The 23,550-nt window shown below is 66.1% G+C and carries 23 protein-coding genes, 3 tRNA genes and 3 pseudogenes; 7 read left to right on the forward strand and 22 right to left on the reverse strand.

What is annotated here, in order from left to right; translation table 11 throughout:
- The first annotated feature begins 436 nt into the window (after positions 1-436).
- Positions 437-733 (forward strand): DUF2510 domain-containing protein, encoded by a 297-nt coding sequence (locus H7F38_RS26380; protein WP_187092602.1) that lies wholly within the window; start codon positions 437-439, stop codon positions 731-733.
- Between the two features lie 419 nt (positions 734-1,152).
- The gene (locus H7F38_RS01795) at positions 1,153-1,398 is read left to right on the forward strand and encodes a substrate-binding domain-containing protein (protein ID WP_187092603.1); all 246 of its coding nucleotides are present in this window, start codon (positions 1,153-1,155) and stop codon (positions 1,396-1,398) included.
- 518 nt (positions 1,399-1,916) lie between these two features.
- Here the strand turns inward: H7F38_RS01795 and H7F38_RS01800 are convergent.
- From H7F38_RS01800 to H7F38_RS01815, 5 genes and pseudogenes are all read right to left on the reverse strand, one after another.
- Complete coding sequence (locus tag H7F38_RS01800) at positions 1,917-2,564, reverse strand: nucleotidyl transferase AbiEii/AbiGii toxin family protein (protein WP_222618377.1); 648 nt, start codon at positions 2,562-2,564, stop codon at positions 1,917-1,919.
- Complete coding sequence (locus H7F38_RS01805) at positions 2,564-2,947, reverse strand: hypothetical protein (protein ID WP_370531416.1); 384 nt, start codon at positions 2,945-2,947, stop codon at positions 2,564-2,566. The genes H7F38_RS01800 and H7F38_RS01805 overlap by 1 nt, the downstream gene beginning before the upstream one ends.
- 33 nt (positions 2,948-2,980) lie before the next feature.
- Positions 2,981-3,097: pseudogene (locus tag H7F38_RS26385) on the reverse strand (helix-turn-helix transcriptional regulator); the annotation flags it as partial.
- A 69-nt stretch (positions 3,098-3,166) separates the two neighbouring features.
- Positions 3,167-3,568 (reverse strand): annotated as a pseudogene (locus H7F38_RS01810) (NADP-dependent oxidoreductase); the annotation flags it as partial.
- The gene (locus H7F38_RS01815) at positions 3,549-3,731 is read right to left on the reverse strand and encodes a tyrosine-type recombinase/integrase (RefSeq protein WP_187092604.1); all 183 of its coding nucleotides are present in this window, start codon (positions 3,729-3,731) and stop codon (positions 3,549-3,551) included. The gene H7F38_RS01815 and the pseudogene H7F38_RS01810, both read right to left, overlap by 20 nt.
- 98 nt (positions 3,732-3,829) lie before the next feature.
- Here H7F38_RS01815 and H7F38_RS26390 point away from each other — a divergent pair, with 98 nt between their 5' ends.
- Entirely contained in the window at positions 3,830-4,336 is a 507-nt protein-coding gene (locus H7F38_RS26390; RefSeq protein WP_370531323.1) for a hypothetical protein, read from the forward strand.
- A 317-nt stretch (positions 4,337-4,653) separates the two neighbouring features.
- Here H7F38_RS26390 and H7F38_RS01825 read toward each other — a convergent pair whose 3' ends face one another.
- The 8 genes from H7F38_RS01825 to H7F38_RS01855 form a co-directional block, all read right to left on the reverse strand.
- Positions 4,654-6,894, reverse strand: coding sequence for a TIM-barrel domain-containing protein (locus H7F38_RS01825; RefSeq protein ID WP_187092606.1), 2,241 nt, complete (start codon positions 6,892-6,894; stop codon positions 4,654-4,656).
- On the reverse strand, positions 6,891-8,048 hold the full coding sequence (locus H7F38_RS01830; RefSeq protein ID WP_187091420.1) for a glycoside hydrolase family 15 protein: 1,158 nt from the start codon (positions 8,046-8,048) through the stop codon (positions 6,891-6,893). The genes H7F38_RS01825 and H7F38_RS01830 overlap by 4 nt, the downstream gene beginning before the upstream one ends.
- A gap of 98 nt (positions 8,049-8,146) precedes the next feature.
- Positions 8,147-8,509 (reverse strand): hypothetical protein, encoded by a 363-nt coding sequence (locus tag H7F38_RS25385; RefSeq protein ID WP_187091421.1) that lies wholly within the window; start codon positions 8,507-8,509, stop codon positions 8,147-8,149.
- A 19-nt stretch (positions 8,510-8,528) separates the two neighbouring features.
- Entirely contained in the window at positions 8,529-9,533 is a 1,005-nt protein-coding gene (locus H7F38_RS25390) for an extracellular solute-binding protein (RefSeq protein ID WP_222618379.1), read from the reverse strand.
- A 97-nt stretch (positions 9,534-9,630) separates the two neighbouring features.
- Positions 9,631-10,458, reverse strand: coding sequence for a carbohydrate ABC transporter permease (locus tag H7F38_RS01840; protein WP_187092607.1), 828 nt, complete (start codon positions 10,456-10,458; stop codon positions 9,631-9,633).
- Positions 10,451-11,398 (reverse strand): carbohydrate ABC transporter permease, encoded by a 948-nt coding sequence (locus tag H7F38_RS01845; protein WP_187092608.1) that lies wholly within the window; start codon positions 11,396-11,398, stop codon positions 10,451-10,453. Before H7F38_RS01845 ends, H7F38_RS01840 begins: the two co-directional genes overlap by 8 nt.
- Complete coding sequence (locus H7F38_RS01850) at positions 11,395-12,576, reverse strand: ROK family transcriptional regulator (RefSeq protein WP_187092609.1); 1,182 nt, start codon at positions 12,574-12,576, stop codon at positions 11,395-11,397. The genes H7F38_RS01845 and H7F38_RS01850 overlap by 4 nt, the downstream gene beginning before the upstream one ends.
- A gap of 531 nt (positions 12,577-13,107) precedes the next feature.
- Positions 13,108-14,505, reverse strand: coding sequence for an IS1380 family transposase (locus tag H7F38_RS01855; RefSeq protein ID WP_187092610.1), 1,398 nt, complete (start codon positions 14,503-14,505; stop codon positions 13,108-13,110).
- Between the two features lie 169 nt (positions 14,506-14,674).
- On the opposite strand from H7F38_RS01855, the gene H7F38_RS26395 reads away from it, so the two are divergent.
- A protein-coding gene (locus tag H7F38_RS26395; protein ID WP_370531250.1) for an IS5 family transposase occupies positions 14,675-15,671 on the forward strand; the annotation gives its coding sequence in 2 pieces (ribosomal slippage) (positions 14,675-15,076 and positions 15,078-15,671; 996 coding nt in all).
- Between the two features lie 66 nt (positions 15,672-15,737).
- Positions 15,738-16,715 (forward strand): annotated as a pseudogene (locus tag H7F38_RS01870) (IS66 family transposase); the annotation flags it as partial.
- A gap of 55 nt (positions 16,716-16,770) precedes the next feature.
- Here the strand turns inward: H7F38_RS01870 and H7F38_RS26400 are convergent.
- From H7F38_RS26400 to H7F38_RS01890, 4 genes are read right to left on the reverse strand one after another with little or no spacing between them, the layout of a single operon-like run.
- Positions 16,771-17,928, reverse strand: a complete 1,158-nt coding sequence (locus H7F38_RS26400) for a helix-turn-helix domain-containing protein (protein WP_370531324.1) — start codon at positions 17,926-17,928, stop codon at positions 16,771-16,773.
- A gap of 55 nt (positions 17,929-17,983) precedes the next feature.
- Positions 17,984-18,505, reverse strand: a complete 522-nt coding sequence (locus H7F38_RS01880) for a hypothetical protein (protein WP_187092612.1) — start codon at positions 18,503-18,505, stop codon at positions 17,984-17,986.
- Positions 18,502-19,299, reverse strand: a complete 798-nt coding sequence (locus tag H7F38_RS01885) for a hypothetical protein (RefSeq protein ID WP_187092613.1) — start codon at positions 19,297-19,299, stop codon at positions 18,502-18,504. Before H7F38_RS01885 ends, H7F38_RS01880 begins: the two co-directional genes overlap by 4 nt.
- A complete protein-coding gene (locus H7F38_RS01890) occupies positions 19,296-19,550 on the reverse strand; it encodes a helix-turn-helix transcriptional regulator (RefSeq protein WP_187092614.1) in 255 nt (84 codons plus the stop codon). The genes H7F38_RS01885 and H7F38_RS01890 overlap by 4 nt, the downstream gene beginning before the upstream one ends.
- Positions 19,551-19,684: 134 nt before the next feature.
- On the opposite strand from H7F38_RS01890, the gene H7F38_RS26405 reads away from it, so the two are divergent.
- Positions 19,685-20,014 (forward strand): helix-turn-helix domain-containing protein, encoded by a 330-nt coding sequence (locus H7F38_RS26405; RefSeq protein WP_187094416.1) that lies wholly within the window; start codon positions 19,685-19,687, stop codon positions 20,012-20,014.
- Here H7F38_RS26405 and H7F38_RS01900 read toward each other — a convergent pair.
- The 3 genes from H7F38_RS01900 to H7F38_RS01910 all read right to left on the reverse strand — a co-directional run bounded on the left by H7F38_RS01900 (position 19,973) and on the right by H7F38_RS01910 (position 21,300).
- A tRNA-Arg gene (locus H7F38_RS01900) sits at positions 19,973-20,045 on the reverse strand. The two genes, H7F38_RS26405 and H7F38_RS01900, sit on opposite strands and share 42 nt — an antisense overlap.
- A 66-nt stretch (positions 20,046-20,111) precedes the next feature.
- Positions 20,112-20,198 (reverse strand) — tRNA-Ser (locus tag H7F38_RS01905).
- A 106-nt stretch (positions 20,199-20,304) separates the two neighbouring features.
- Positions 20,305-21,300 (reverse strand): hypothetical protein, encoded by a 996-nt coding sequence (locus H7F38_RS01910; protein ID WP_187092615.1) that lies wholly within the window; start codon positions 21,298-21,300, stop codon positions 20,305-20,307.
- 216 nt (positions 21,301-21,516) lie between these two features.
- On the opposite strand from H7F38_RS01910, the gene hisC reads away from it, so the two are divergent.
- The gene (gene hisC / locus H7F38_RS01915; protein ID WP_187092616.1) at positions 21,517-22,587 is read left to right on the forward strand and encodes a histidinol-phosphate transaminase; all 1,071 of its coding nucleotides are present in this window, start codon (positions 21,517-21,519) and stop codon (positions 22,585-22,587) included.
- Between the two features lie 9 nt (positions 22,588-22,596).
- On the opposite strand, the gene H7F38_RS01920 is transcribed toward hisC, so the two are convergent.
- Both H7F38_RS01920 and H7F38_RS01925 read right to left on the reverse strand, forming a co-directional pair.
- The gene (locus H7F38_RS01920; protein WP_187092617.1) at positions 22,597-23,340 is read right to left on the reverse strand and encodes a hypothetical protein; all 744 of its coding nucleotides are present in this window, start codon (positions 23,338-23,340) and stop codon (positions 22,597-22,599) included.
- A 76-nt stretch (positions 23,341-23,416) separates the two neighbouring features.
- Positions 23,417-23,504: transfer RNA gene (locus H7F38_RS01925), tRNA-Ser, on the reverse strand.
- Between the last annotated feature and the right edge of the window lie 46 nt (positions 23,505-23,550).

Consider the following 23,550-nt stretch of genomic DNA (forward strand, 5'->3'; position numbering starts at 1 on the left):
CAGGGCCTTGCCGAAATCGGCGCGATCGGAGAGAAAAGCGCCGCGGCTGACCGCCTCGTCGCGTACATCTGCATCCAGGTCGCAGACGTCGGCTTCACGTCGCGCTCAGCCGCACCGCCAAAATGCGCCACTTCCCGGGCATCTACCGCGTGCTCCCGCTGGGCCGTCATGTGTTCTCGCCGATCGGTTTTCGGGTGAACGTCGTCCGCCACCGGTGGTGGGCCATCTACCGGTGCGGTCATCTGAGTTCCCCGCTGTCGCGTCTACGGCGTCGTTGAACGTGGCGCTCGGTGCAGCATCCGCCGTCGTATCGATTGGGCGGCATTCGGCCCGGGCCCCAAGCGGCTCAAGGCCCGCACCAACCAGGACCTTGTGCCCTTCTGGGAGGAGTTCGATCCAGTCAAGCTGTATCCATGACCAACATGCTGACCTTCCGATGACAACACCCCTGCAGGAAGCAGGCTGGTACCCAGATGTAAGTGGCGTAACTCGATTTTGGGACGGACATGCATGGACCGACCGCCTTGCACCTTCTCCAACACAGGCGATTGCACCTCTGGCCACAATCCAGGCCCCATATACAATGGTCACCACATCAGCCAAGCGCACATCGCACGGACTGCACCTATTCCTGACGATCATCACCGGTGGAATCTGGGCCATCCTCGTGTGGCTTCCGATCACCATCATTCACAGGTTTCAACACGAGAAAACCACCACGCGAGTTGGGTAGCCAATTCCCAGGCGGGTACCGTCGAGAATTGGTTTGAAGATGAACGGCGCCCAGCCGGACGCATGGTAGGGTCGACACCCCTGGCGGCATAGGCTGTGTCAGCAATCCTGCCGCTTGCACAGTGTCTCAAGGCGACAGAATGCGCCTCGTAACTGGCCTTCCAGATCGCCCCACAGTCAGCCCGCTCAGCATTAGTGCTTTTTGCGTCGGCGAACTGGTTGATGCGGACCCGGGCCGTCACCCTCGCCGGGTGACGGCCGGTCGGCAGCCGGCCCGAAAGTGGCTGCAACGCCCCGAATCCGGGGTGGCGGGAGGGGAATTGAGGCACCAACCGCTCGGAGGCGCCGTGCGGGTGCGTCCACGGCTCGGGCACTTCCGGGATGCCCCGAAAATCAGCGGATCCTTAGCCTCCCTTAGCCTTGATCGCTGCGGCTCACCACGCAGGCATCGCCACACCGAAACAACTGGCCGTCATCGGAATCGACGACATCCCATTCGCGAAGATGACGGTGCCGGCCCTCACCACCGTCCGCCCCACCCACCTCGAACAACGCGCCCTACTGCTGGAACAGTTCGTCACCGCCATTCTCACCGAGACACCCGTTCCGCCCCGCCCCGAACTAGACGGACCGACCTTCGAAGTCGTCCAAAGAGAATCTGCCTGACCAAATCGGCCCACAGATATCCCACCTGAACTGCACGAATGGGGCGAGCACCGTCCTGGCCACGAAGATGCCGCTTACCACCTCGACCGCCAACCGATGCCCCTACAGGCCGTGAATCGAGTCCAGTGACCGGCAGGGAAGCCTGCCGGGGAAATAAGGCGAACCGAGACTGGATACCGATGACACCACGCCAGGACCGCTCAGCAGCGTGACCAGCCGATCCCCGTAACACCCGTCCGGTGACAAGCCCCGCAGGGGGACCTCCTGGGGAACATCCGACAACCGATCTCGTCGGTACTCGGCAGCCATCGTCGCCGACGATCGACCGACTGCGCCCGTCACGGAAGCAGCTGCGTCAAACTGAGGCGATCGCAGTGACAGACGACGGTGCCGAAAACCTCAGCTGCCAAGCTCCTCTCGAACCATTCATGTGTCGACCTGAACCGTAGAGAGCCGAGAGTTTCACGATCGCCGACTGAGCGCGACGAATGCGGACGACGGATCGCACCGATGCACGACTAACCGCCGGCTTCGAGCTCGGTGCTCCACTCTGCGAAGAACGTTCGCAGCTCGGCGATGTTCACCGCGCCGAGGGCGAGATCGACATCGGTGTAACGATTCAGGAAGCCAATCATCTCGACGAAGACGCCGGTCTCGAAACCCGAGTCGACCTCGCGGGCCAACGCGAGCAGTTCGACCTTGCTGAACCGATGACTGAGGGCGAGAACATCGACGAAGTCACGCGCTGCAGCACGGTCGAACAGCGCGATCACTTTGCGGCCGGCGAGCTCGGCGGGCGCGAACGTCGGACCGACAGTGCTTGACCCGGCCGGGCGAACAGGGGCGGAATCCATCGCCAGGTCAATAATCAAGTCCTCGGGCCCCTCGACGAGCAGCCGGCAGAAAGTTTCGCCGTCTCGGATCACCTCGACTCGCCAGCCGTGCTCACCTGCTATCGCGATGAACTGGTCCCGGGCCAGCCTGACCTCGTTGGCACCGGGCCGCGTAAAGAAGTCCAGGTCCTGGGTGGGCCGCTCCGTCAGGCCCTGCGCCAACAACGCCCCTCCACCGGCAAGCAGGAACCCGTCACTGGCCGGCAGACCGAAGAAGAGCCGAGTGACCGTCCGCTGAAAGTCAGTCAGCCAGCTGCCCGTGGCACCCACCATCACGCAACGCCCGGCATGTCAACGGAGCCGCGGTAACGACCGATCAAGGGAGACCACGCCACGCGGACCGCCCTGGGCAGCACCAGCTCATCCCACAGGTCGATCAGCAGTACACCGTCCAGATAGCGCAGGACATCGGAATCGCTACCCTCACGCAACACCAGCTCGTACACACGAGCCCTATCGCCCCGATCGGACAGCCGGAACACTCGTTCCGGCTGAGACCAGTTCAACGTCAACGGCAACTCCACCGCCGCCAAGGCCTGCTCCGCTGGCAGCCGCGGAAGCCAAGTCGGCACGCGAACGGGCCGCCCTCTGTCCATTTTCACTTCTGAGAACTCGATCTGCGGCCGGGCGTCCAGTTCGTAACCGGCGGCGGCCACCAGCCGGTCAACGGTGTCCAGCGATGGTGACTTCCGACCATGTTCGTACGCGGAGACGGCCGTGCGTGAGGTGCCTGCTCTTCGCGCGAGATCCTCTTGGCTCAGCCCCGCCGATCGACGGACCCACGCCAGCAGCTCGGTACTTCGCATGACCCGCCCCGCTCCGTCACTGTATCCGATCAGATACCTCACTATCGCACAGAAGAAGTCGATAGAGCGTCAGAGGTCGACGACGACTTTGCTGCGGACGTGGCGACCGGTCTGGAGCTCGACGGCTGAACGGATGTCGTCGACGGGGAATGTCGCCGCGATCGTGCAGATCCGGTTGTCGAGGACTGCCAGCATGTGGGCGACGTCGACGGTATCCGTGCCGTGCAGATCGAGGGCTGCGGTGACCGTTCCGCCGAGGTCGTGTATACGGTCGAGCAGCCCCTCGCCGTAGAAGACGGGTTCGGCGCCGAGTCTCTGGAGGTACCCGGCGGAGGACGGGGATCCGGTGCCGATGACCCGCTTTCTCGCGATCCGGGCGAGTTGCACGGCGACGACGCCGACCTCGCCGCCGGCGATCAGCACGGTGTCCTCGGGGCCGAGGTCGAGCAAGCTACGGGTGCAGGAGGAGCTCGAGCGTGGTGGCGGCTTGGTGGTCGGTCATCGGCAGCACGTGGCTGTAGGTCCGCAGGGTTGTCCTGGCGTCGCGGTGACCGAGCCGGTATTGAGCAGCCAGGATGTCGCCGCGTTCGACCAGGAACGTGGCCACCGAATGCCGCAGCCGGTGCAACGTCACGTCCGGATGGCCCGCGCCGTGACATAGCGCGGAGAACCAAACACCTGGCCGGCGGACCCATGCTCGGCAACTCCGTCAGCGCATCCATCTCCAACGTCATGGACCGCGCCGGGATCCCCGGCACCCCCCACGCCCTGCGCCACTGGTTCGGCCCCGCACTCCGAGAGGCCGGCGTCGACTCCCTGGTCATCAAAGAACTCATGGGACACGAACCCCCCCGCCACCACCGGCATCTACGTCGACGTACCCCTCAAACAGCGATCGGCCGCGGTCTCGTTGTTACCCGTCATCTCGTCGGTACGACCGGCGCTCAACACCGACGACGACACGGCGTTCGAACAGTTCGCCCTGTTCGACTGGGCCTCTCGGTAGGTCGAGTGACTGCATCTTTTGACGGCCCGGTTCGGGCTGATGAGGAATCTCCGACGCTTGCAGATAACGAAGTGATACGCGCCAAGCGGCGACGTGCCCAGAACCGCTACCGCTGTGTTCCTACGCTGCTTCTGACATCTGCACTGTCTACCGCGAACGTCCTGCCGTTAGCCGGGGATGCACGAGTGAAGGCGGTTCGGGCAAAGTGGCCCCCCTCCGAGGACCCGCGATGATCCAGCCGAGGCCCGAGCTAGCGGTTGCACCGTTCTACGGGTCTGCTCCACAAGACGGCTTCCCACCGTCGTAACCACTGGAGCACAACAAGAGCGCCTGGTACCCCCGGCGATCTCGCGTTGCAACCCACCGGACGCGACTGTCCGGTGCGGACCGCCTTCCGGTCGCCGATCCCGCTCGGGCCGCCCGGCCGCCCTGCCGGTCGACCGGTCATCGTCAGGTCTGGGTCGTAAAACCAGCTCCGAAACGGATGGGCGATGGCTACTGCAACACATCATCGATTTCGGCCCCGGCGGTTCCTGACCCGGTCCCTTATCTACGTGGAAATCAGCCGCGCCATCTGGCTCCAGGCATCAGCGCGGCAGTAGACGGGGATTTCGGTGATGGGCACCTTTCTGGTGTGCGGGGCGAGTCCGGGTATGGTTTCGCCCGTCCAGATGTCCACCCACTGCCCGGCGGGGAGGTAGGTGGTCCACTCTGCTTGGTCCGGTGCGGTGACGGGGTTGACGATCAGGTCATCGCCGAGGAGGTACTGGTGGGGGTGCTGCCAGATGGTGGGGTCGTCGGGGTGGTCGAAGAATAGGGCCCGCATCAGAGGTCTGGCGGTGTTAGTACTTTGCCGGGCCTGCTCGGCCAGGTAGGGCACCAGTGCATCGCGCAGGTGGGCGAACTGTCGGAAAACGGGCAACACGCGTTCATCGCCGGAGGTGTTCTGGATGTGCCAGGGTGTACGGTCCCGCAGCGGCGGCCGGTGGTGGTTGAACTCGGAGTGGTACTGCATGATCGGCATGAAAGTGGCGGCGGCAGCGGCCCGGAGGTACAGTTCGGGGTCCGGTAGCGGTCCGGAGAATCCGGCCAGATCCCAGCCCCAGTACAGGATTCCGCAGGCCGAGGCGGTCAGCCCTGCGGTGATGGAAGATCTGAAGGCCTCCCAGGTGGAGTTCTCGTCGCCGGCCCAGACAATCCCGTGGGCTTGGGTGCCGGTGAATCCGGCGCGGGAGAAGGTGACCGGCGCTTTGCCCGCTGACCGTAGGAGGTCGCCGAAGGCGCGGGCGTAGTGGACGGGGAACAGGTTGTTGCCTTCGTCGCCGCGGCGGCCGTCGGCGTACTGCAGGTCGTGGCCCCAGGCGTGTTCACCGCCGTCGGTCTTGAATCCGTCGACGTCCAAATCGGTCAGCAGGTAGCGGCGTTTTTCGGTCCACCAGTCGCGGGTCGGCTGCACGGAAAGGTCGGGCATGAGCGCTTGGGGGAACCACCAGCCGCGGTTGCGGTAGGGACGTCCGTCGGCTTCCAGGACGGCGTGGTGATTGTTGATCATCGCGTCGGCGTCGGCGCGGGCCTGGCCTTTCGGGTGGGGCCTCATCTTCTGCAGCGGGATCTGCCAGAGGATGACTTTGATGCCGCGGGTGTGGAGTTCGGCGATCATCGCGGCCGGGTCGGGCCACGCTCCGTGGTAGGTGAAATCGGATCCGATGTGGGCTTTGCCGTCACCGTTCACGGCGTAGGTGGCGTCGCGGAAGATGGTGATGCCTTCTTCATCGCTCCAGGCCTCGATGACCACCGCGCCGACGGGGATGTCGTGTTGCCGGTGGCTGTCCATCCGGGCCATCACCAGGTCCTGGGTGTTCCATTCGTTTCCGGAGGCCCAGAGCCGGAACACCCAGGCCGGTAACTCTTCCGGCCGTCCCACCTCGGTCAGGAAGGTGTTCAGCACTTCGGCGGGGGATCCGCGGTAGATCGCGACATTCAGCTGTGCCGCCTGGGTGCCGGCCAGTTCCACCTCGATGATCAACCGATCTGGATCGGAGGCCCCGACGTCGTACCAGCTGCGCCGGCTGGTGCGGACGTGGAACCCCCAGCCCGGGCCGTGGTCGGAGATGATGTGCGCGAACGGCATCGGCAGGTAGGTCCGGCCGTGGGCTCCCTGCGACTTGTACTGCTCGAACACCACCGCATCCAGGGCATGGCCACGTTGATCGAGCCGGTCGAACCGTTCACCGAACCCGACGACCCTCTCCCCTGGTTCGAGTCGCAGCGCGAAGCGGACCCGGTCGACACCGTTCACCGAGCGGCGCCAGGAGATGCTGTCGTCGATCAGCCGGTCGGTGTCGATCGACAGGGTGCTGCCCAGGGCCTGCGGTGACCACTGGACCGGTTCGATCGTGTGGCTTCGCGACTGTCGAGTGGCGCCGTGTTCGTTGACCGAGCGGAACCGGTAGCTGTACCGGACGTGGTCGCCGATGGGTGGGCTGTTCACCTGCCAGGGGTGGCCGCCCTGTTGGTCGGATTGGGCTTGGGCGGTGGCCAGATGTCCGTCTCCGCCGGTGTGTTCGGCCAGTGCGGTGGCCTCGGGCAGGTGCGGGGAAAGAGGAAGTTCGGTGGTTGTCGTGGTGCCGTCGGGGTGCTGTTCGGTCCACAGGCAGGTCACGGCGGTGACGTTGGCGGCGGCCAGGACCCCGAGGGTGACCTGCTGCCCGATTTCGGGGATGGTCGGGGTTCGCTGGTCGGGGGTCGCGGCGTAGGGGTGTTCGGAGCCGTAGGGCCGGTGCCGGATCACGGTGTCTCGTCCTCCATGGGCAGGCCCAGTTCGTGGGCCAGGATCAGGTACATGGCGTGGGACCACAGCAACGGGGTCGCCACCGTCCCCCACCGGGTGATCCACTCCTGGCGGTGCTCGGGGTGCAGCAGATGCCCGGGGACCTGTTCGGGTAGGTCACCGTTGGCCTCTGCCTGGGCTGCCGCCCATCTGAGGTACTTCCAGCCGTCGGCGACATCACCCGCGGCGACGCGGTTCCAGCCCAGCAGGCAGCTCAGCAGCAGCCACTGTCCGCCGCCGTAGAAGACGTCGGCGGCGAAGCGGTGCACCCCGCCGCCGACGTCCAGCTGTTCGGCGATCTGATCCAACGTGCCGACGGCCAGCGGGTCATCGACGGCGACGGCGCCGAATGGCACCACGCACGCTGCGAGCGAGGCGTCCACGGCGTCAGTGCCGATCCATTTGGACAGATGTTGGCGCCCAGCGGTCGTGACGGTGGCGTCGGTCAGGATGACCTCCAGCAGGAGCGCGGCGGCCAGCTCGGCGGCGGATCGGCGCTGCTGGTCCAGGCCGGGCAGGGCCGCGGCGGCGATCAGGCCCGCGCGGACGGCGGCCAGGGTGGAGGTGTGGCGGTGTTCGGCGTGTTCTTCCCACCAGTCGTAGCAGGCATCGCCGCCGAATGCTGTGAGGTAGTCCACCGCGACGGCGATAGCCGGTAGGTAGGCCTGGACGGGCAGGTGGTGGCGCTGCAGGTGGGTGGTCAGCGCCCACAGCCACATGCCGTAGCCGTCGGTCTGGAAGTCCCACCACTGGTCGGCGCCATCACCTCCGGCTAGGGTGAACCGGGTCGGCAGCATGTCCGCGGGCGCGGGTGGGCGGCCGGCGGCCTGCCCGGCCACCAATTTCTGCACCACGGCGGCCCGGGCGGTCAGGACGCCGCTGACCCAGGTGTGGAACCGATCCGCTGAGTCCACCTGCCCCCACCGGGACATCGCCTCGACGGTGAAAGACCCGTCCCGCAGCCAGGCGTATCCGCGGTAGGCCGAAAAGGTCGGCGACGCGGGGTAGGCGCCCGAGGGATCTTGGAACTGGCCGATCACCTCCAGGCTCCGCTGCGCCAGGTGTTGGAGCTGTGCTCGTTCGGGCGCCTGGGGGGCCTGATCGGTCGGGGTCATGGATGGCATCTGGGGTGCTCACGTTCCTGGTGGATCGCCGGGCGGGCCGGCGATCCACCGATAGGACGGCGGGGCGAGGTGGTGGACGGGCTGGCGGGTTACTGGCCGATCAGGCTGGTCACCTTGGTCTGGGCGTCGGCCAGTGCCTTGTCCACCGGGCTGCGGCCGGCGGCGGCACTGGTGAGAGCGTTGTTGACGGTGTCCTGCATTTCCTGCTGGCTGGCGATCACCGGCGGCAGGATCGTCTTGTTCAACGCGTCGAACACGGCCTGCCGGTTGGTGGGCTTCCCTGCGGTCAGATACGGCGCCAGGGCAGCGTTGTCGGCGATCGGTGGCAACTCCCAGGATGCCTTGAGCCGGGTCGCCGCGGTGGTGGACGAGGCCGTGAGGAACTGCACCCACTTCTGTGCGGCGGCGGCGTTCTTGCTGGTGGCCGACACGACGGCGGCGTTGGTGAACATCGCGGAGGCTTTGGTGGTGTCACCTGGTTCGACGACGACGTCCCAGCCGAACGGGACTGCGGACAGGGCGCTGAACTCCCAGATACCGGTGTGCCATCGCCAGTTTCCCGGACTTGAACAGGTTGGTGTCGAAGTCCGCGGTGCCGGCGCCGTCGGCGACCGTGGGCATCACGGTGCCGGACTTGCCGATCAGCCAGTTCGCGGCCTTGATCCCCTGCGGCGAGGAGAACGTGGCGGCCGTTTTGGCGGCGTTGAAGAACTGGCCGCCGGTCTGGGCGAGCGCCTTGTAGAACTCGTTGTAGGTGATCGGCTGATAGTCCCCCCACACCTTCGCAGACTTGTTCGTCAGCTTAGTCGCAGCCGCCTTTTCATCGGCCCAGGTCCAGGACGCGGTGGGCAACCCGACGCCGGCCTTGCTGAACAGGTCCTTGTTGTAGAACAGCACCACATCGGAGAACGATTCGGGCAGTCCGTACTGCTTGCCGCCGGTGGTGAACGCGTCGTACAGGGACTTGCGGTAGGTACTGGAGTCCACCCCGGACAGAGCCGCCAGCGCCCCGCTGGACTGGTAGGTCACGAAGTTCTCGTAGTTCAGCTCGAACGCATCCGAGGCGGTACCACCGGCGACCGCGGTCTGCAGTTTGGTGAAGTAGTCGGCGTAGGCGACGTTCTCGACCTTGACGGTGATCCCCGGGTTGGCCTTTTCGAAGGCCGTGACGATGGTGTCCAGGTCCTTCTCGTGGCCGCCGCTGGCGGAGAAGTTCATGTAGCTGACGGTGGTCGCGGCGACCGGCGGTGCAGCTGCGGAGCTGCTGCCGGCCGAGGTCGCCGCGGCGGCCGACGTGGCCGCCGGGGCCACGGTGCCGACTGCGGCGGGGGCGCTGCTGGAAGTGGCTGCGCCGGGGCTGCTGGTGGTCGGCGCAGCGGCGCTGCCGCTGCTGGCGGTGCCTTGGGAGCAGCCGGCCAGCACGGCGGCCAGGGCCACCGCGGCGATCAGCAGCCTGGAACGGGAAGCACGGTTCACTGGGAGTGTCCTTTCATGGGTGCGGCGAAGGTGCCGCACGTGGGGAATGACAGGTACGAAAAATGCTCCTGGATCGGCTTTTGACCAGGAACGAGCGCTATTTGATGCCGGTGTGGGCCAGGCCGGTGATGATGTGCCGCTGGGCCAGCAGGTAGATGATTGAGATGGGGATGATCGAGAAGACGCTGCCGGCCATCACCACATTCCATTGGGTGGTGAATTGACCGTGCAGGGTAGAAAGGCCCAGCGGCAACGTCATGAATTCCGGTGAGCGGATGACCACCAGCGGCCAGAGGAAGGAATTCCAGCTGCCCATGAACGCGAAGATCGCCAGAGTGGCCAGGGCGGGGCGGACCAGCGGAAGGATGATGGTCACGAAGATCCGCAGGTGTCCGCCGCCGTCGATGGTGGCGGCTTCGTCCAGTTCCCGCGGAACACCTTCGATGGCCTGCTTGACCAGGAAGATCCCGAACGCCGAGGCCAACGACGGGGCCAGCAACGCGAAGTAGGTGTCCTGCAGGGAAAGGGTTTTCATTTCGATGAACAGCGGAACCACCAGCACCTGCAGCGGCACCATCAACGTCGCCAGGTACAGCGCGAAAATGACGCTCTTGCCACGGAATTCCAGCCGGGCGAAACCGTAGGCGGCCATCGACCCGGTGATCAACTGCGCGGCGGTAGCCACGACCGCGACCACCAAAGAATTCAGCGTGATCCGCCACATCGGCAGCGTGGCCACCAAGGTCCGGTAGGCATCCAGGGTGGGGTTCTTCACGATCAGGGTGGGTCCGTTGTTCAGGTTCCCGTCGGGGGTGATCGAGGTGATGACCGTCCACAGGAACGGGAACAGCATGATCACCGCGGCGACGCCGACCAGCAGGTACAGACCGATTGCGCCGCGCAGGGAGCGCTTGGTCTCAAGCATGGGTCACCCACTTTTTCTGTCCCCGCAACTGGACGGCAGTGATCAACAGAATGACGATGAACAGCAGCCAGGACAGGGCGGACGCGTCTCCGGCTCGGCCGTAGCGGAACGTCAGGTTGTAGATCTGCCCGACGACGACTTGGCTGGATCCCTCCGGTCCCCCACCGGTCATCACATACACCTGGTCGAAGACCTGGAACCCGTTGATCAGCGAGATGACGACGACGAAGAACGTCGACGGGGACAGCAGCGGAAAGGTGATGCGGCGGAACCGTTGCCATCCGGTCGCGCCGTCCACGGTGGCCGCCTCGTACAGGTCGGTGGGGATAGCCTGCAGCCCGGCGAGCAGGATCACCATCACAAACCCGAGGTCCTTCCACGCCGAAGCCAGGATCACCGACGGCAACGCCCAACTCGGGTCGGTCCACCACCCCGGCGCCGGCAGATGCAGGAACATCAGGACGTGGTTGACCAGTCCGTTGGACGGGTTCAGCAGCCACTGCCAGACCAGGGCGACCACCACCCAGCTGGTCACCACCGGCAGGAAGATCGCCGCGCGGAAGAACGACCGGCCGGCCATCTTCTTGTTCAGCGCCAACGCCAACGCCAACCCCCCGATGTACACCAGCGGCAGGTAGCCGGCGATGTACTCCAGGGTGTGCAAGAAGATCTGCAGCGTCTGCGGGTCGTGGATCAGTTTGGTGTAGTTGGCGAACCCCACCCATTTCATCGGGGAGATCAGGTTCCATTTGTGCAGACTGACCCATGCCGAGGCGATCATCGGGATGAAGGTGAACACCACCAGTGGGATCGCGCTGGGCAACAGGAAGAACAACGCCCACCCGGCGTTGCGCCAACCCCGACGACGACTTCTGGGCAGCGGCTCTGGTGGCAGTTTGCGGACAGCCGGACGGGTCACGGAGGTTTTCAGAATCGTCATGCTGGCACTCGGGATCCATTGGTCTGCAGACGGTCCCGCACCAGGCGACCCTGATCGCCACCGATTCCGACGGTGTCGAACGGGGTGGCCAGCACCAGGCAGGCGGCGCCGAGCAGCCACTTCGTCTCATCCCAAGCCTCGATCAGGTACGGGGTGCTGCGCCAGCGAGGCATCAGGTGCCGCCGGAACGTCTGCTCGAAACCCCGTTCCCAGAAGGGCCACGCGACGATGCCCTCACCGGACAGGATGATCACCTCCGGGTCCAGGGTGTGTACTACCCCCGACAGCGCGGCCCCCAACGTCCGGGCCGCCTGCAGATAGATCTCCGCCGCCGCAGTGCTGCCGGCCCGCGCCGCATCCAGCAGATCCCCAATCCCCTGACCTGCTACCAGCACTCGGTTTTCGACGGCCGCCCGCACCAGTGCGTCGTCGCCGACATAGGCCTCCAGGCAGCCCAGAGATCCGCAACCGCATAGGGCGCCCCCGGAGTAGACGACGGGCAGGTGCCCGATCTCCCCGGCCCCGCCGAACGCCCCCCGGTACACCGAACCGTCCACCACCACCCCGCATCCGATGCCGCGTCCGATGGTGACCACCATGTAGGTCGAATGACGCTGGCCGGCGCCGTAGAGACGGTCGGCCACCGCCAGCGTGTTGACGTCGTTGTCCACCAGCACCGGCAGCCCCAGGCGGGCCCGCAACATCGGGCCGACCTGCGCCTCGGTCCATCCGAGCGTCGGGGCGGCGACCACTCCGGAGTCCTGGGCGTCCACCGAGCCGGGCACCCCGACGCCGACACCGAGCAGATGGCCCTCCATATGCTCGATGTCGGCCTTGAGTAGATGCGCGAGATGGTCCAACGCATCCGGGCGTGAGGGGTCGAAGTCGTAACGTGTTGCCGAGCCGAAGGTTCCGTCCAGGTTGACCTGGACGACGCCGACATGGTCGGCGGTGATCTTGACGCCGACGGCGGACCCGGCCGAGCGGACCAATCCCAGCAATCTGCCAGGTCGGCCGCCTTGCGAGGGCGACGTTTCCAATTCGGTGACCAGGCCGCGGGCGATCAGGACCTTGGTCAATTGCGTGATGCTGGCCGAGCTCATCTCCAGCGTGCGAGCCAGGTCTGCCCGCGAGGTCGGTCCCCTGGTGCCCAACACCGACAGGATCGCCGACGGCATCAAGCCTCCTCGATCGATCGACCGTCCTGCGTCCACGGGAACCCCTTCGTTCGCCACTTTCTTTCGTACTTAGTAAACTACCTAGCGCTGGTTTTGGGAAGGGCCGTGACTCAACTGTGACCTGAGATTGGGGCGTCGGCTCGGCGAGATCCCCGCGGACACTGTGCTTTTGCAGCCACGTGGATTCCTATGGCCCGATTCAGGGGTGCGGAAAGGGGCTGACGCGGCGCGTCAGCCCCTTTCCGTCTTTGCCCACAGGTTAGAAACTGCCGGCGGAGGTTCTTCCAGAACCTGTGGCCGGGGTGCTGAAGGCGTTATTGCTGCCGGGTTGCCATGCGTCGGCGGTGGCAGGGTAGTTAGCCTCAATCTTTCGTGAGACGCCCGGCCTTTCCTCGGCGCGATAGATCTGGTGTTTCGCACCGACGGGCATGTCTGCGGGTTCGTCGAAGCCCCGGTGGGTCACCTGGGTGGGTGCCGGATTCCACGTTCCGGGGGGTTTGTCTTCTTGCTGGCCGGGTGGGTTGTTGCAGGTCAGGTCGGCGCCGGCAGCTGGGTCAGCCGGTCCAGGGCGGTGGTGAACAGGTGCCGGTGGGTTGCGTGACCGGACAGGTGCAACCAGACCCGGCGGCTCCGCCGGGCGATGGTCGCCGCCACGGAGAACAGCTGCAACCGCAGCCGTTTCGGTTCCCAACGGCGGGCCCCGGTGCCGGTCAACGCCAGCATCTGCAGCCACGCGGTCAGCTCCGTAGCGAGCTGGACGACGGCGACCCAGATCTGATTTTGCGCGAACGCAGTCAAGGGCAGGTTCCGCAGGCCGGTGTCTTTCGCGTTGCGGATCCGGTCTTCGCAGCGGGCCCGGTGGCGGTGCCGCAACTCCAGGTCCGCGAGTTGCCCGCCGGTGGTGTTGGTGACGAACGCGGTCAGCCGGTTGCCGCCTGAGTCGGTGAACCGCAGCTGCGCCCCGGGGTGCGGACGTTCGGCCCGGACGATCACCCGCATCCCTGCCGGCCACGTTGACAGGTCCAGCAGGCCGGTGAGTTCGGTGACCCACGCCCCGTCGCGGACCTTCCCATCGCCGTCGTAGGCCGGGGTCCACCCTTGGTCGGGGATCAGGTTGATCTTGTCGACGATGTCCTGCGTCAGCCCGAACCCCACCGAATACGACAGGCCCTGCCCGGCCAGCCACTTCAGGTATTCGTGGGTGCCGCCGCCGCTGTCGGCGCGGACCAGCACCCTGCGCCCGATGCGGCCGCCACGGCGGTTGAAGGGCAACTGCCGCAACGCATCCTTGGTGACCGCGATGTGGTCGGCGGCGGTGTTGGATCCGGCCCTTCCGGGGCGCAGCATCATCGACAGTGGCTCACCGGTGCCGTCGGGGCCGTGATCCACCCACGACCCGAGCGGGTGGAACCCGAAGCCCTTCTTGTAGGTCGGCGCCGCCAGTTCCTTCTCCGAATGGGAGGTGATCAACGTGGCGTCCAGGTCGATGATCAACGGCCGGTCCCGGTCGATTCCGAAGTCGGGGGCGTCCTTCCCGGCCATCTTCCACACCCGCTGTCGGACTGCTGCTCTGGCCTGGTTGATCGCCGCCAAAGCGGCCTGCGGGGTCGCGGCCAACGCGTCGATCAGCCGGGACACTGTTGGGTCGGAGGCGACCCGCCCGAACACCGCCGGCTCAGACCGCACCACCGAGATGTCGGCCAGGCAGTCCCCGCCGATGGCGACGCTGACCGCCAGGTCCAGCAGGATCTTCCCCGGATCCAGCACCGCCCACTGCTTGCGCCACGGCGCCAACGCCGCAGACAAAGCCCGGTCCAACCCGACCTTCCCGGCGGTGGTGACCAGCAGCACAGCACCGGCGTGGGACACCACCCGCTTCGCGGTCGTGTCCACTGTCAACGGCGGGTAGAAACCGGTAGGGTTCGGCATCAGAAAGGTGCTCCTGTTTGCTGACGATGTGGACCTTAGAGACCCTCATTATCGCAGGTCGGGGCACCTTTCCCTCACTTTGAAACACCAAATCCAGTATCTGCGTGAAAGCGCAAGGCTAGGGCGTGTCCCGCGGATCTTGGAGGTCGGTTCCGACAGACTCTGATTTGTGCAGAATCGTCATGATTTGTCGGATGAGCAGTGGGCCCGGTTGGAGCCTTTGCTACCGGATCGGACCCCGATTCGGGGTGGTCGGTGGGTCGATCACCGCAGGGTCGTCGACGGGGTGCTGTGGCGGACCAGGTCCGGTTCGGCGTGGCGGGATCTCCCGGAGTGTTACGGCAATTGGAAGACGGTGTACAACCGGCATCGTCGCTGGTCAGGGGACGGTACCTGGCAGCGGGTGCTGTCGATGCTGCGGGCGGACTGCGATCACGGCGATGTCGGTGAGTGGGCGTTGGGGGTGGATGCGACGGTGATCCGGGCGCATCACCACGCGGCAGGTGCCCGGCACGAACCGCCGAAGGACATCCCCGCCGCCGTCCTTGCCAGCGTCGTGTTGGAGGCTCCGATCAAGGCCCTCAAAGACACAGGGGGCACTATCGAACTACAAGAATTCTGCGGATCGGCCGCCGCCGGTCGTTGATCGGGAGGGTTTGGGGCGTAGCCGCGGCGGGGTGACGACGAAGATCCACATGGCGGCTGATTCGAAGTGTCGGCCGGTGGGGCGGGTCATCTCGGCTGGTCAGCGGCATGACGCGTTGGCGTTCACCGCGGTGCTGGCCGATATTCGGATCGTGCGCGGCCGTGATGGGCGGCCTAGGACCCGACCGGATCGGGTGTTGGCGGACAAGGCGTATTCCAGCGGCAGAATCCGTAAGTCGTTGCGGCGTAGGGGTATCAAGGCGACCATCCCGGAGCCGGTGAACCAGATCAACGGTCGCCTGTCCAAGGGTTCCCGTGGTGGTCGGCCACCCAAATTCGACAAGGAAATCTACAAGGACCGCAACACCGTGGAGCGGACGTTCAACCGGCTACGCGGCTACCGCGCGGTCGCCACCCGGTATGACAAACGGGAGTTCGTCTACCGAGGCACCGTCGACGTCGCCAGCATCGGAATCTGGCTCAGGCATCTAACGGAGAACGATCCACGGGACACGCCCTAGTAGCGGACCTGCCGATGCTGCGGCGTCACCACCACCGCCGACTGGACCGACAACACCGACCTCAACACCGACGTCCTGGCCACGCCGGGATCCCCGGTGCGGATCGGACCGGCCGCGTTGGCGATGTGCGCCTACCTGACCTGCGCCCACTACCTGCCCATCGGGCGAGCCAACACCCTGATGGAAACGTTGACCGGGCTGCACCTGGCCACCGGATTCACCGCCCGCGCCCGCCGACGCGCCGCACACAAACTGATCGGCACGTTCGTTCCGCACCTGCAACAACTGCTCACGACCGCGCCGGTACTGCACGCGGATGAGACCACCGGCCGCGCCGACAACGCACTGGCCTACGTGCATGTCGCCTGCACCGAATACCTGACGTTGCTGCACGTCGCCGGACGATCCAGCGCCGACATCGACCAGGGCGGAGTCCTGGCCACGTTCACCGGCGTGCTGGTCCGCGACGGCTACGCCGGATACGAGCACCTCCCGGCCCTGCACGCCTGGTGCGGAGCGCACCTGCTCCGAGATCTGCGCGCCATCTCCGACGCCGACCCCCTGGGGCAACTGTGGGCCACCGCCATGGCCGACACCCTCACCGCCGCCCACCACGCCGCAGCAAAAGCACGACAGGCTGGCCTTGACCGCCTGGATGACACCACCCTGGCCACGCTGCTCAACCACTACCTCGGCGCGCTGGCCAAAGGCCGCACCGACAACCTCAGCGACCACAGCGACCTCGCCCGGCGGGCCCGGACCCTGATCCGCCGGTTCCACTGCTACCAAGACATGATCCTGCGGTTCACCACAGACTTGACGATCCCGTGGACCAACAACCAAGCCGAACGGGACCTACGACCAGTGAAAATCCAGCAACGCACCTCCGGCGGATGCTGGCGCACCCTGGCCGGCCTCGTCGAATTCGCCACCGTCCACTCCTACCTGGCCACCGCGGGAAAATGGGGCAAAAACAAACTCGACGCCCTCACCGAACTGTTCACCACCGGCCCCTGGCTACCCCCAACCCTGGCACCCAGCTGAATAGCTACGTTTGCCCTCATGCGCCACGGACCACAGCGCGGTGAGCGCTCGTTCGTCAATCCGGAAAATTTCGGGCATTGGCATGAGTTGAAAGTCGGCGTCCGCGGGAGTTTGCGGCAGCCACGGCGGCAAATCGCACGGCCTCGCCTCGCGCTGGTGAATCTGACGCGGCCGCGGAGGTGAGATCTCGCCAGTACTCGTCAACGAGGCCCGGCCCTCGGGCTCCAGCAGTCGATGAGCTCCGCCGTGCGAAGGTTGCTGCAGGACGTTCGTTCCGTAGGTCTTCGAGCCAGGCCACGACAGCACCTACACCGGCAACATCCCAACAACGATCTCGGACGGCGGCGGCCACTTGATCGGCGCTCCAACCAGCGGTCGCGAGGGCTAGGCATCTGCGCTCAAGCGCACGTCCGATCGCCTGACGAGCGAGCCCCGCCGGCAGAGAGGCGCGGACTGCGGCGACCAACCCCTCGACATCCGGGTCGACACCTTCAGCGATGCCGGTCTTGACGAGATTCAAATCCGAAAGGTCTGGAGCTGCTGAGGAGATGCTCGACCGGCCCGAAGCGGAAGCTGTGGCCGGGGGTGGTGGGTTCCAGTTCTTGGTTGAAGTACTTGGTTTGTCTGAAGCTGGCTTCACCCCTGAACGGCGGCAAACTTCATGCCGGGGCGACGCCAGATCGCACGTCTCGAAGCACGCGCTCGCAGACATGCAAGATTTGCATGTCTCTTCACCTGCGGGTACGTCGGCCGAATCTACCGATGTCGAGCCCTGGGACTTCGGGCCTGCAGATCCTGCAGGTCTGTTGACCTGCACGTTTGCGCGTTGCCCTCGACGGGACATGATGGCCTCTCGGTCCTCAGCGACGACCGGCGGCAGGTGGGCCTGGGTGGCGGCGGCGTGGCTGCCGTCCATCACCAGGTCCCATACCGTTGGCGCGTACGCGCGGCTCTTCCCGCGACCGCGCACCGCGGCCTCCGCGATGCGCTGATCGCCGCGTCGAATGACGCCCTTCGCGTGGAGAGAAGACAGAGTGGAGCCGATCGTCCTGGTCGAGACGCCGACGATCTTGGCGATCCGTTCCCACGATGGGAACGCGTTCGCGCCGGAGGTGTCGGCATGCTCGGCAAGGACCATGAGGACGCACTTCTCGGTGGGGTTCGTCTTGACCGGCGCTTCGTACATCGCCCACAAGATGGCAGGAAGGCTCATGACGGTCGCGCCCACTCAGGCCAATCAGTAGTTCCGTGTGGAGAGAGACCGAGCATTACGTCTTCTCCATCGCATCGGCGAGCCGGCACAGTCGCCCGGCCACATCCGGGAGGGTCGAGGCCAGTCCGAGCAGGTCCTCGGCGATGCACCGAAGCTCCTCGGCAGCTGACTCATTGCCATCGGGCGGTGCCCCGTCGACGAGATCCTCTGCTGAGGCAACGATTTCGGGGATGGCGGGGATTCCGTAGCGAATGATCGTGTCCAGCCGCTCGACGAGTCGGGTGACGTTCTCGCGGACCGGCTCGGCGTCACGGTCGAGCTCAGCCCTCGGTCGGGGCATTCGTCCGTTGTGGCTGGGTTGCACCGGCCGTCGGTACTCGACGTCGTCCGGGGTGAGATTGTCAGCCGCGCCACCCGTGCGCGGACTTGATCCCAGACCAGCCGCGAACAGCTCCCAGGGGCAGTCGCTCCCCCCGGGATGCGATTCGCCGCATATCTCGCAGTCGATGAAGCCGTCGTCCACAATGCGACGTCCGACGGTCGCACCGTGGGGTTGGTTGCGCGCCGTCGGTTTCATGCTGCGATCCGGTTGGCCCGGGCAGTCCGTAGGCTCCTGCCGGCGACGATTCCCTGCACGAGGCGGAGCGTCTCCCCGTGCTGCCGAAGGCCAGCCGCGCCAACGCGGGCGAAGAGGTCGGCCGCTCCGACCTGACGATTGCCGGCGGCACATCCGGGTCCGCTGCCGGCGACCAGGAGCGCCAGGCCTGACCATGCTGCGGGAGGCACTCCGGTGTCGTGCCCGGCGAGCGGCGACTGCCGACGGCGTCCGTTCAGCGCCACCACGGCAGCGGAGGCGACTACAGCGTCCAGAGCGGCAACTGGGTACGACCAGCCGGCCCGCACCAGCATTACAGCGAGCACCCGCATCCAGACCGGCAGTGGAGCCTCCAGATTTGAATCAGGTGCGGGTAGGGACTCGAGCGCCTCGGTCGTGGTCAGGCTGGTGCTGCGGTGCGTCCTTGCAATCCGTACCAGGCCACGGGTCTTTGGCGTGCCGACCCCGGTCTGGGCTGCGGCGGCTTCCCCTGCGTACGAACGCTGGGCCACTCGACGTACCACAGACGGTGCCACCTCGATCTGCCCCTTGACGAGCAGCCGGTTGACCGCTTCCCAGACATCGGCCAGGCCTTCGTCGGAGAACCAGCCGGCCGAGTAAGTCCATCTCGAGGCCTCACCGCGGCAGACGCGGCGTAGGTGCGCCACGGCCAGGCGGCCTTCGTGGCTGTCCCAGCCCTTGTCACCGACTTCGCGCAACAGACCGACTAGGTCGACCCCGGCGGATGCTGGACCCACCGCCACCGCGGTGGTCACGACGCCTCCTCCCCCACGTTCACGCTCACATCGGCCAGTCGACCGGTGAAGAAGTCGAGCTCCACGTCGAGAACCATTGCGATGGAGGAGAGTTCGGCCAGGGTGAACCCCGGGTCCCCTCGGAGTCGCCGGCTGATCCAGCCCTGGGATCGGTGAAGAGATGCACCGAGCACTGCCTGGCTGATCGCACGGGCGGCAAGAGCCTGACGGACGCGGCTGCCCACCCGACGATCAAGTTCTGAAGTCGTCATTGCGTCTGTCTACAGCGACGACGAACCGCAGTCAAGCATTTTCAATCGCTCAGCGCATAGTTGTCGCCAATGGGCTGACTACTGACGCTCGAAGGGTAGTGACAGACTGAGCAAGCGGTCGTAGAGTCACGAGCATGACGGTCCCACTCACAGACAGAGTCTCTCTCCGAGAGGCGGTCGCCGCGGAGCTGCGTTCGGAATTGGCCCGCAACCGGATCAGCGCATCGAAGGTCGCGTTTGCGATTGGCAAGGACCAGCCTTGGATCAGCCGGCGGTTGACCGGTCAGGTGGCGTTCGACCTGGACGATCTGGATGCCATCACCCAGGTGATGGGGATCAGTCCCAGCGAGTTGATGGCTGCCGCCCACGAGACGGCGAAGAAGCCGCGGCGTCGGATCCCTGATCGGGAGGTGGATCTGGAGTGCGCCTGGAGGGATTCGAACCCCCAACCTTCTGATCCGTAGTCAGATGCTCTATCCGTTGAGCTACAGGCGCCTGTTCAGTTGTCACTGCGGTACTGCGTACTGCCCAACACCGGCAATCCCAGGAGGACGACCAGCGCGGAAGCGGAGGGATTTGAACCCTCGGTGCAGTTGCCCGCACAACACATTAGCAGTGTGTCCCATTCGGCCGCTCTGGCACGCTTCCCAGGGCCACCGCAAGGAGGCCCGCCGAGCGCTTACCCTACCTGCCGCCCGGACCGCACCGCAAAACGCCGCCCGAGCCCCCCGCTGACCTGGACAGACAGCCTGATTCAGGACAGACAGCTCGTCATCGTCAGGGCGTTCGGGTCGGGTGTCGCCGCGGCCGTGCAGCCCTTCACCGAGTAGCCGTTGCCGTCCCATCCGTACACGATCCAGACGGTGGATCCATCCGCCTGGTCCTGCACCGCCACCCCGATACCGCCTCCGACCGTCAGCGTCCTGGCCACGGCCGTCACGGAGGAGATACCGGGCTGGCCCGTGACGTCGACCCAGGTGCCCTGCGCGCTCACCCGGTAGGCCGCAGCGATGGCGGTGCCATTGGTCTGCTGGGCGATGACGATGCACCGACCACTGGCGTCGCAACCGAGCTGCCCGCCGGGCGGCGTCGGGAACGACGTGCCGTAGGCGACGTTCGCCGCTCCGGCCACACTGCCGTCGCCCCGCAGCGACAACAGCGCGGCACGTCCCTGCGCCGTGGCGACCAACGCCGCACCGAGGGTCGAGGTGACCGCGGCGTGCGTCGCGAGCACCGTACAGCGGGGGCAGTTGGCCAGTGTCACGTTCATCGTGCTGACCGCGGTGGTCGGCGGGGTGATCGAGCTACTCGAAGCCGTTGCGGCCGTTCTGGTCTGGTCCGCAGGCTGCGTCGGAGGGACGGGCACCGATGCCGGCGTCCCCCTGGTCGGAGCGGCCGCAGTTGCGGCACCCGACGACTTGGGACCGGGAGTGGTCCTCGGCGGGAGCACTGCGGGCTTCGTGCCGGACACACCGGAGCCAACAGCGCCCGAGCCGTCTGCAACCCCCGGACCCCCAGCAGCAGGAACGGGCGCAGAGGCCACCGCACCGAGGTCCGGGACCGTCACCACGATCGAAGCCCCGGCGCTCGGAGCGGCGATCCGCACCGACGACGACACGGCTGAACCAGACCCGGAAGCAGAGGGAGTAGCGATCGTGCAGCTGGTCAGGCAGAGCGCAGACAAGGCCGCCGCGAGGGTGCGCCGACCCGAGTGGACCGTCCAGCCCCGTCCGCCCGAATTTTTCCGCATGCAAGTTTCCTACACGAGCACGCCGTCTGACTGCGGTAAGCGCGGGCCAGAGCGTCCCGTGCCAGGCACACCCCGCCGACCTGACGCACTCGACCTCACGCACTCGACCTGACGCACTACAGTGACGAACCGGAATCGACGACGCCCACGGGCGCCGTCGACGAGCACGACACAAGCCGACACGAGCACCAGATGACGAGATCGACGAGGTGAGGAATGACGGTCCACATCCGGCCGGCGCTTGATTCTCTGCCCGCCTACGCACCGGGCCGCACGGTGCCGGGCGCCATCAAGCTCGCCTCGAACGAACTGTCGTTCCCCACGCTGCCGGCCATCTCGGCGGCGATCATGGAGGCCCTCACCGGAGATACGAACGGCATCAACCGCTACCCGGACAACAGTGCGCAGCAGTTGGTCGCCGCGCTCGCCGAACACGTCGGGGTCGACAAGAGCCACGTGATCGCTGGTTGCGGTTCGGTTGCGCTGTGCCAGCAACTGGTGCAGGCCACGTGCTCGGAAGGTGACCAGGTGATGTTCGGCTGGCGTTCCTTCGAGGCCTACCCGATCGTCACGCAGATCGCCGGCGCCATCTCCCAGAAGATTCCGGTGACGTCCGCCCACACGTTGGATCTCCCGGCGATGGCCGCCGCGGTCACCCCGGCCACCCGGCTGATCTACATCTGCACCCCGAACAATCCGACCGGCACCGTCGTGCACCGTCAGGAACTGACCGAATTCCTCGATGCGGTCCCGGAGAACGTTCTGGTCGTCATCGACGAGGCCTACGGCGAATTCGACACCGACCCGGAATCGCCGGACGGCGTCCAGGAGGCGACCCACCGCGCGAATGTGCTGTCCCTGCGCACCCTGTCGAAGGCCTACGGGTTGGCCGGCCTGCGCGTCGGATACGCCGTCGGTGATCCCGCGGTGATCACCGCCCTGGGCAAGGTGGCCATCCCGTTCGCCGTCAACACCCTCGCCCAGAAAGCTGCCCTGGCCGCTCTTGCCGCCCGGGACGAACTGAAACCGCGCTGGCAGCAGGTCATCTCCGAACGCATCCGGGTCACCGCCGCGTTGCGCGAGTTCGGTTTCGAAACCCCGACGTCCCAGGCCAACTTCGTCTGGTTGCCGCTACGGGAGCGGTCGGCGGAATTCGCCGCGCACACCGAGGCGAACAAGGTGATCGTCCGGCCGTTCCAGGACGCCACCGGCGGCGTCCGAATCAGCATCGGCTCGCCGGCCGAGAACGATGCCTTCCTCGAGGCGGCGAAGTCCTTCGCGCTCTGAACCGACCGGTCATCGGTTCGTGACGGGGTCGAAGATGTTGATCGCGACGACGAGAAGCACCAGCAGGACCACTGTTCCGACGAGCACCACCAGTAGGGGGCGCCGTTCGGGCAGCGTCAGGATCCTCTTGTGCTGTCGGGCAACGACTTTCGGGCCGACCAGCCCGCTGATCACGTCGAAGTTCCCCAGCCCCATCCGTTCGGCGAGGGCGAACAGCGCACCGGCCTCGAAGACCTGACCGGTCAGGCGCAGCAGCGCACGACCCTTCCCGCCGACGAGCACCAGCAGAGGCGCCGTGCGGTTGAACGCGGAGGTGTACTGCGGCACCAGGACGCTCAGCGCAATGTCCCGGCGCTGGACCACTTTCGGGTGCAGCAGAAGGCGGTGTTTTTCGACGGTGGCGACGGTCAGCACGACCCGGCTGGTCTGCAGCATGATCGTCACACCGATCAACATCACCGCGGCGATCGTCACGTAGAGCACCGCCGCCCCACCGATGCCGTTGTCCCTCACAGCGTTGTAGATCCCGAGCGCGATGATCGGCAGCAGGATCAACGCACGGAAGCCGACCCCCCGCCAGAACGTGGCCGAGTCCGGGCGCAGCTCCAGCAAGACACCTGACGGATCGCCGGGCGTGGACCGCAACTGCTGATCCAAGGGCGCCGGGGAGGTAGCCGGCGCCGGCCCGAGGGGGCCATCCGCGGGATACCTACCGGCCGGTGAATTCTTCTGCCACTGCTCGTGCGGCTGCATGATGGCGACCCTACCCAGCGGGGCACAAACCGCGGGCGGGTTGTCCACACCGCGAGGAATGCTCGGCCGAATGTTCTGGCGGAGGCGACAGGATTCGAACCTGCGAGGCTGTTACACCCGACCGCTTTCAAGGCGGTTTCCTTAGGCCACTCGGACACGCCTCCGCTTGCGATCCTAGCCTCCCTCCGCCGGCCGGGCTGCGATGTCGGC

It is taken from the genome of Nakamurella sp. PAMC28650 (genome assembly GCF_014303395.1).
Lineage (GTDB): Bacteria > Actinomycetota > Actinomycetes > Mycobacteriales > Nakamurellaceae > Nakamurella.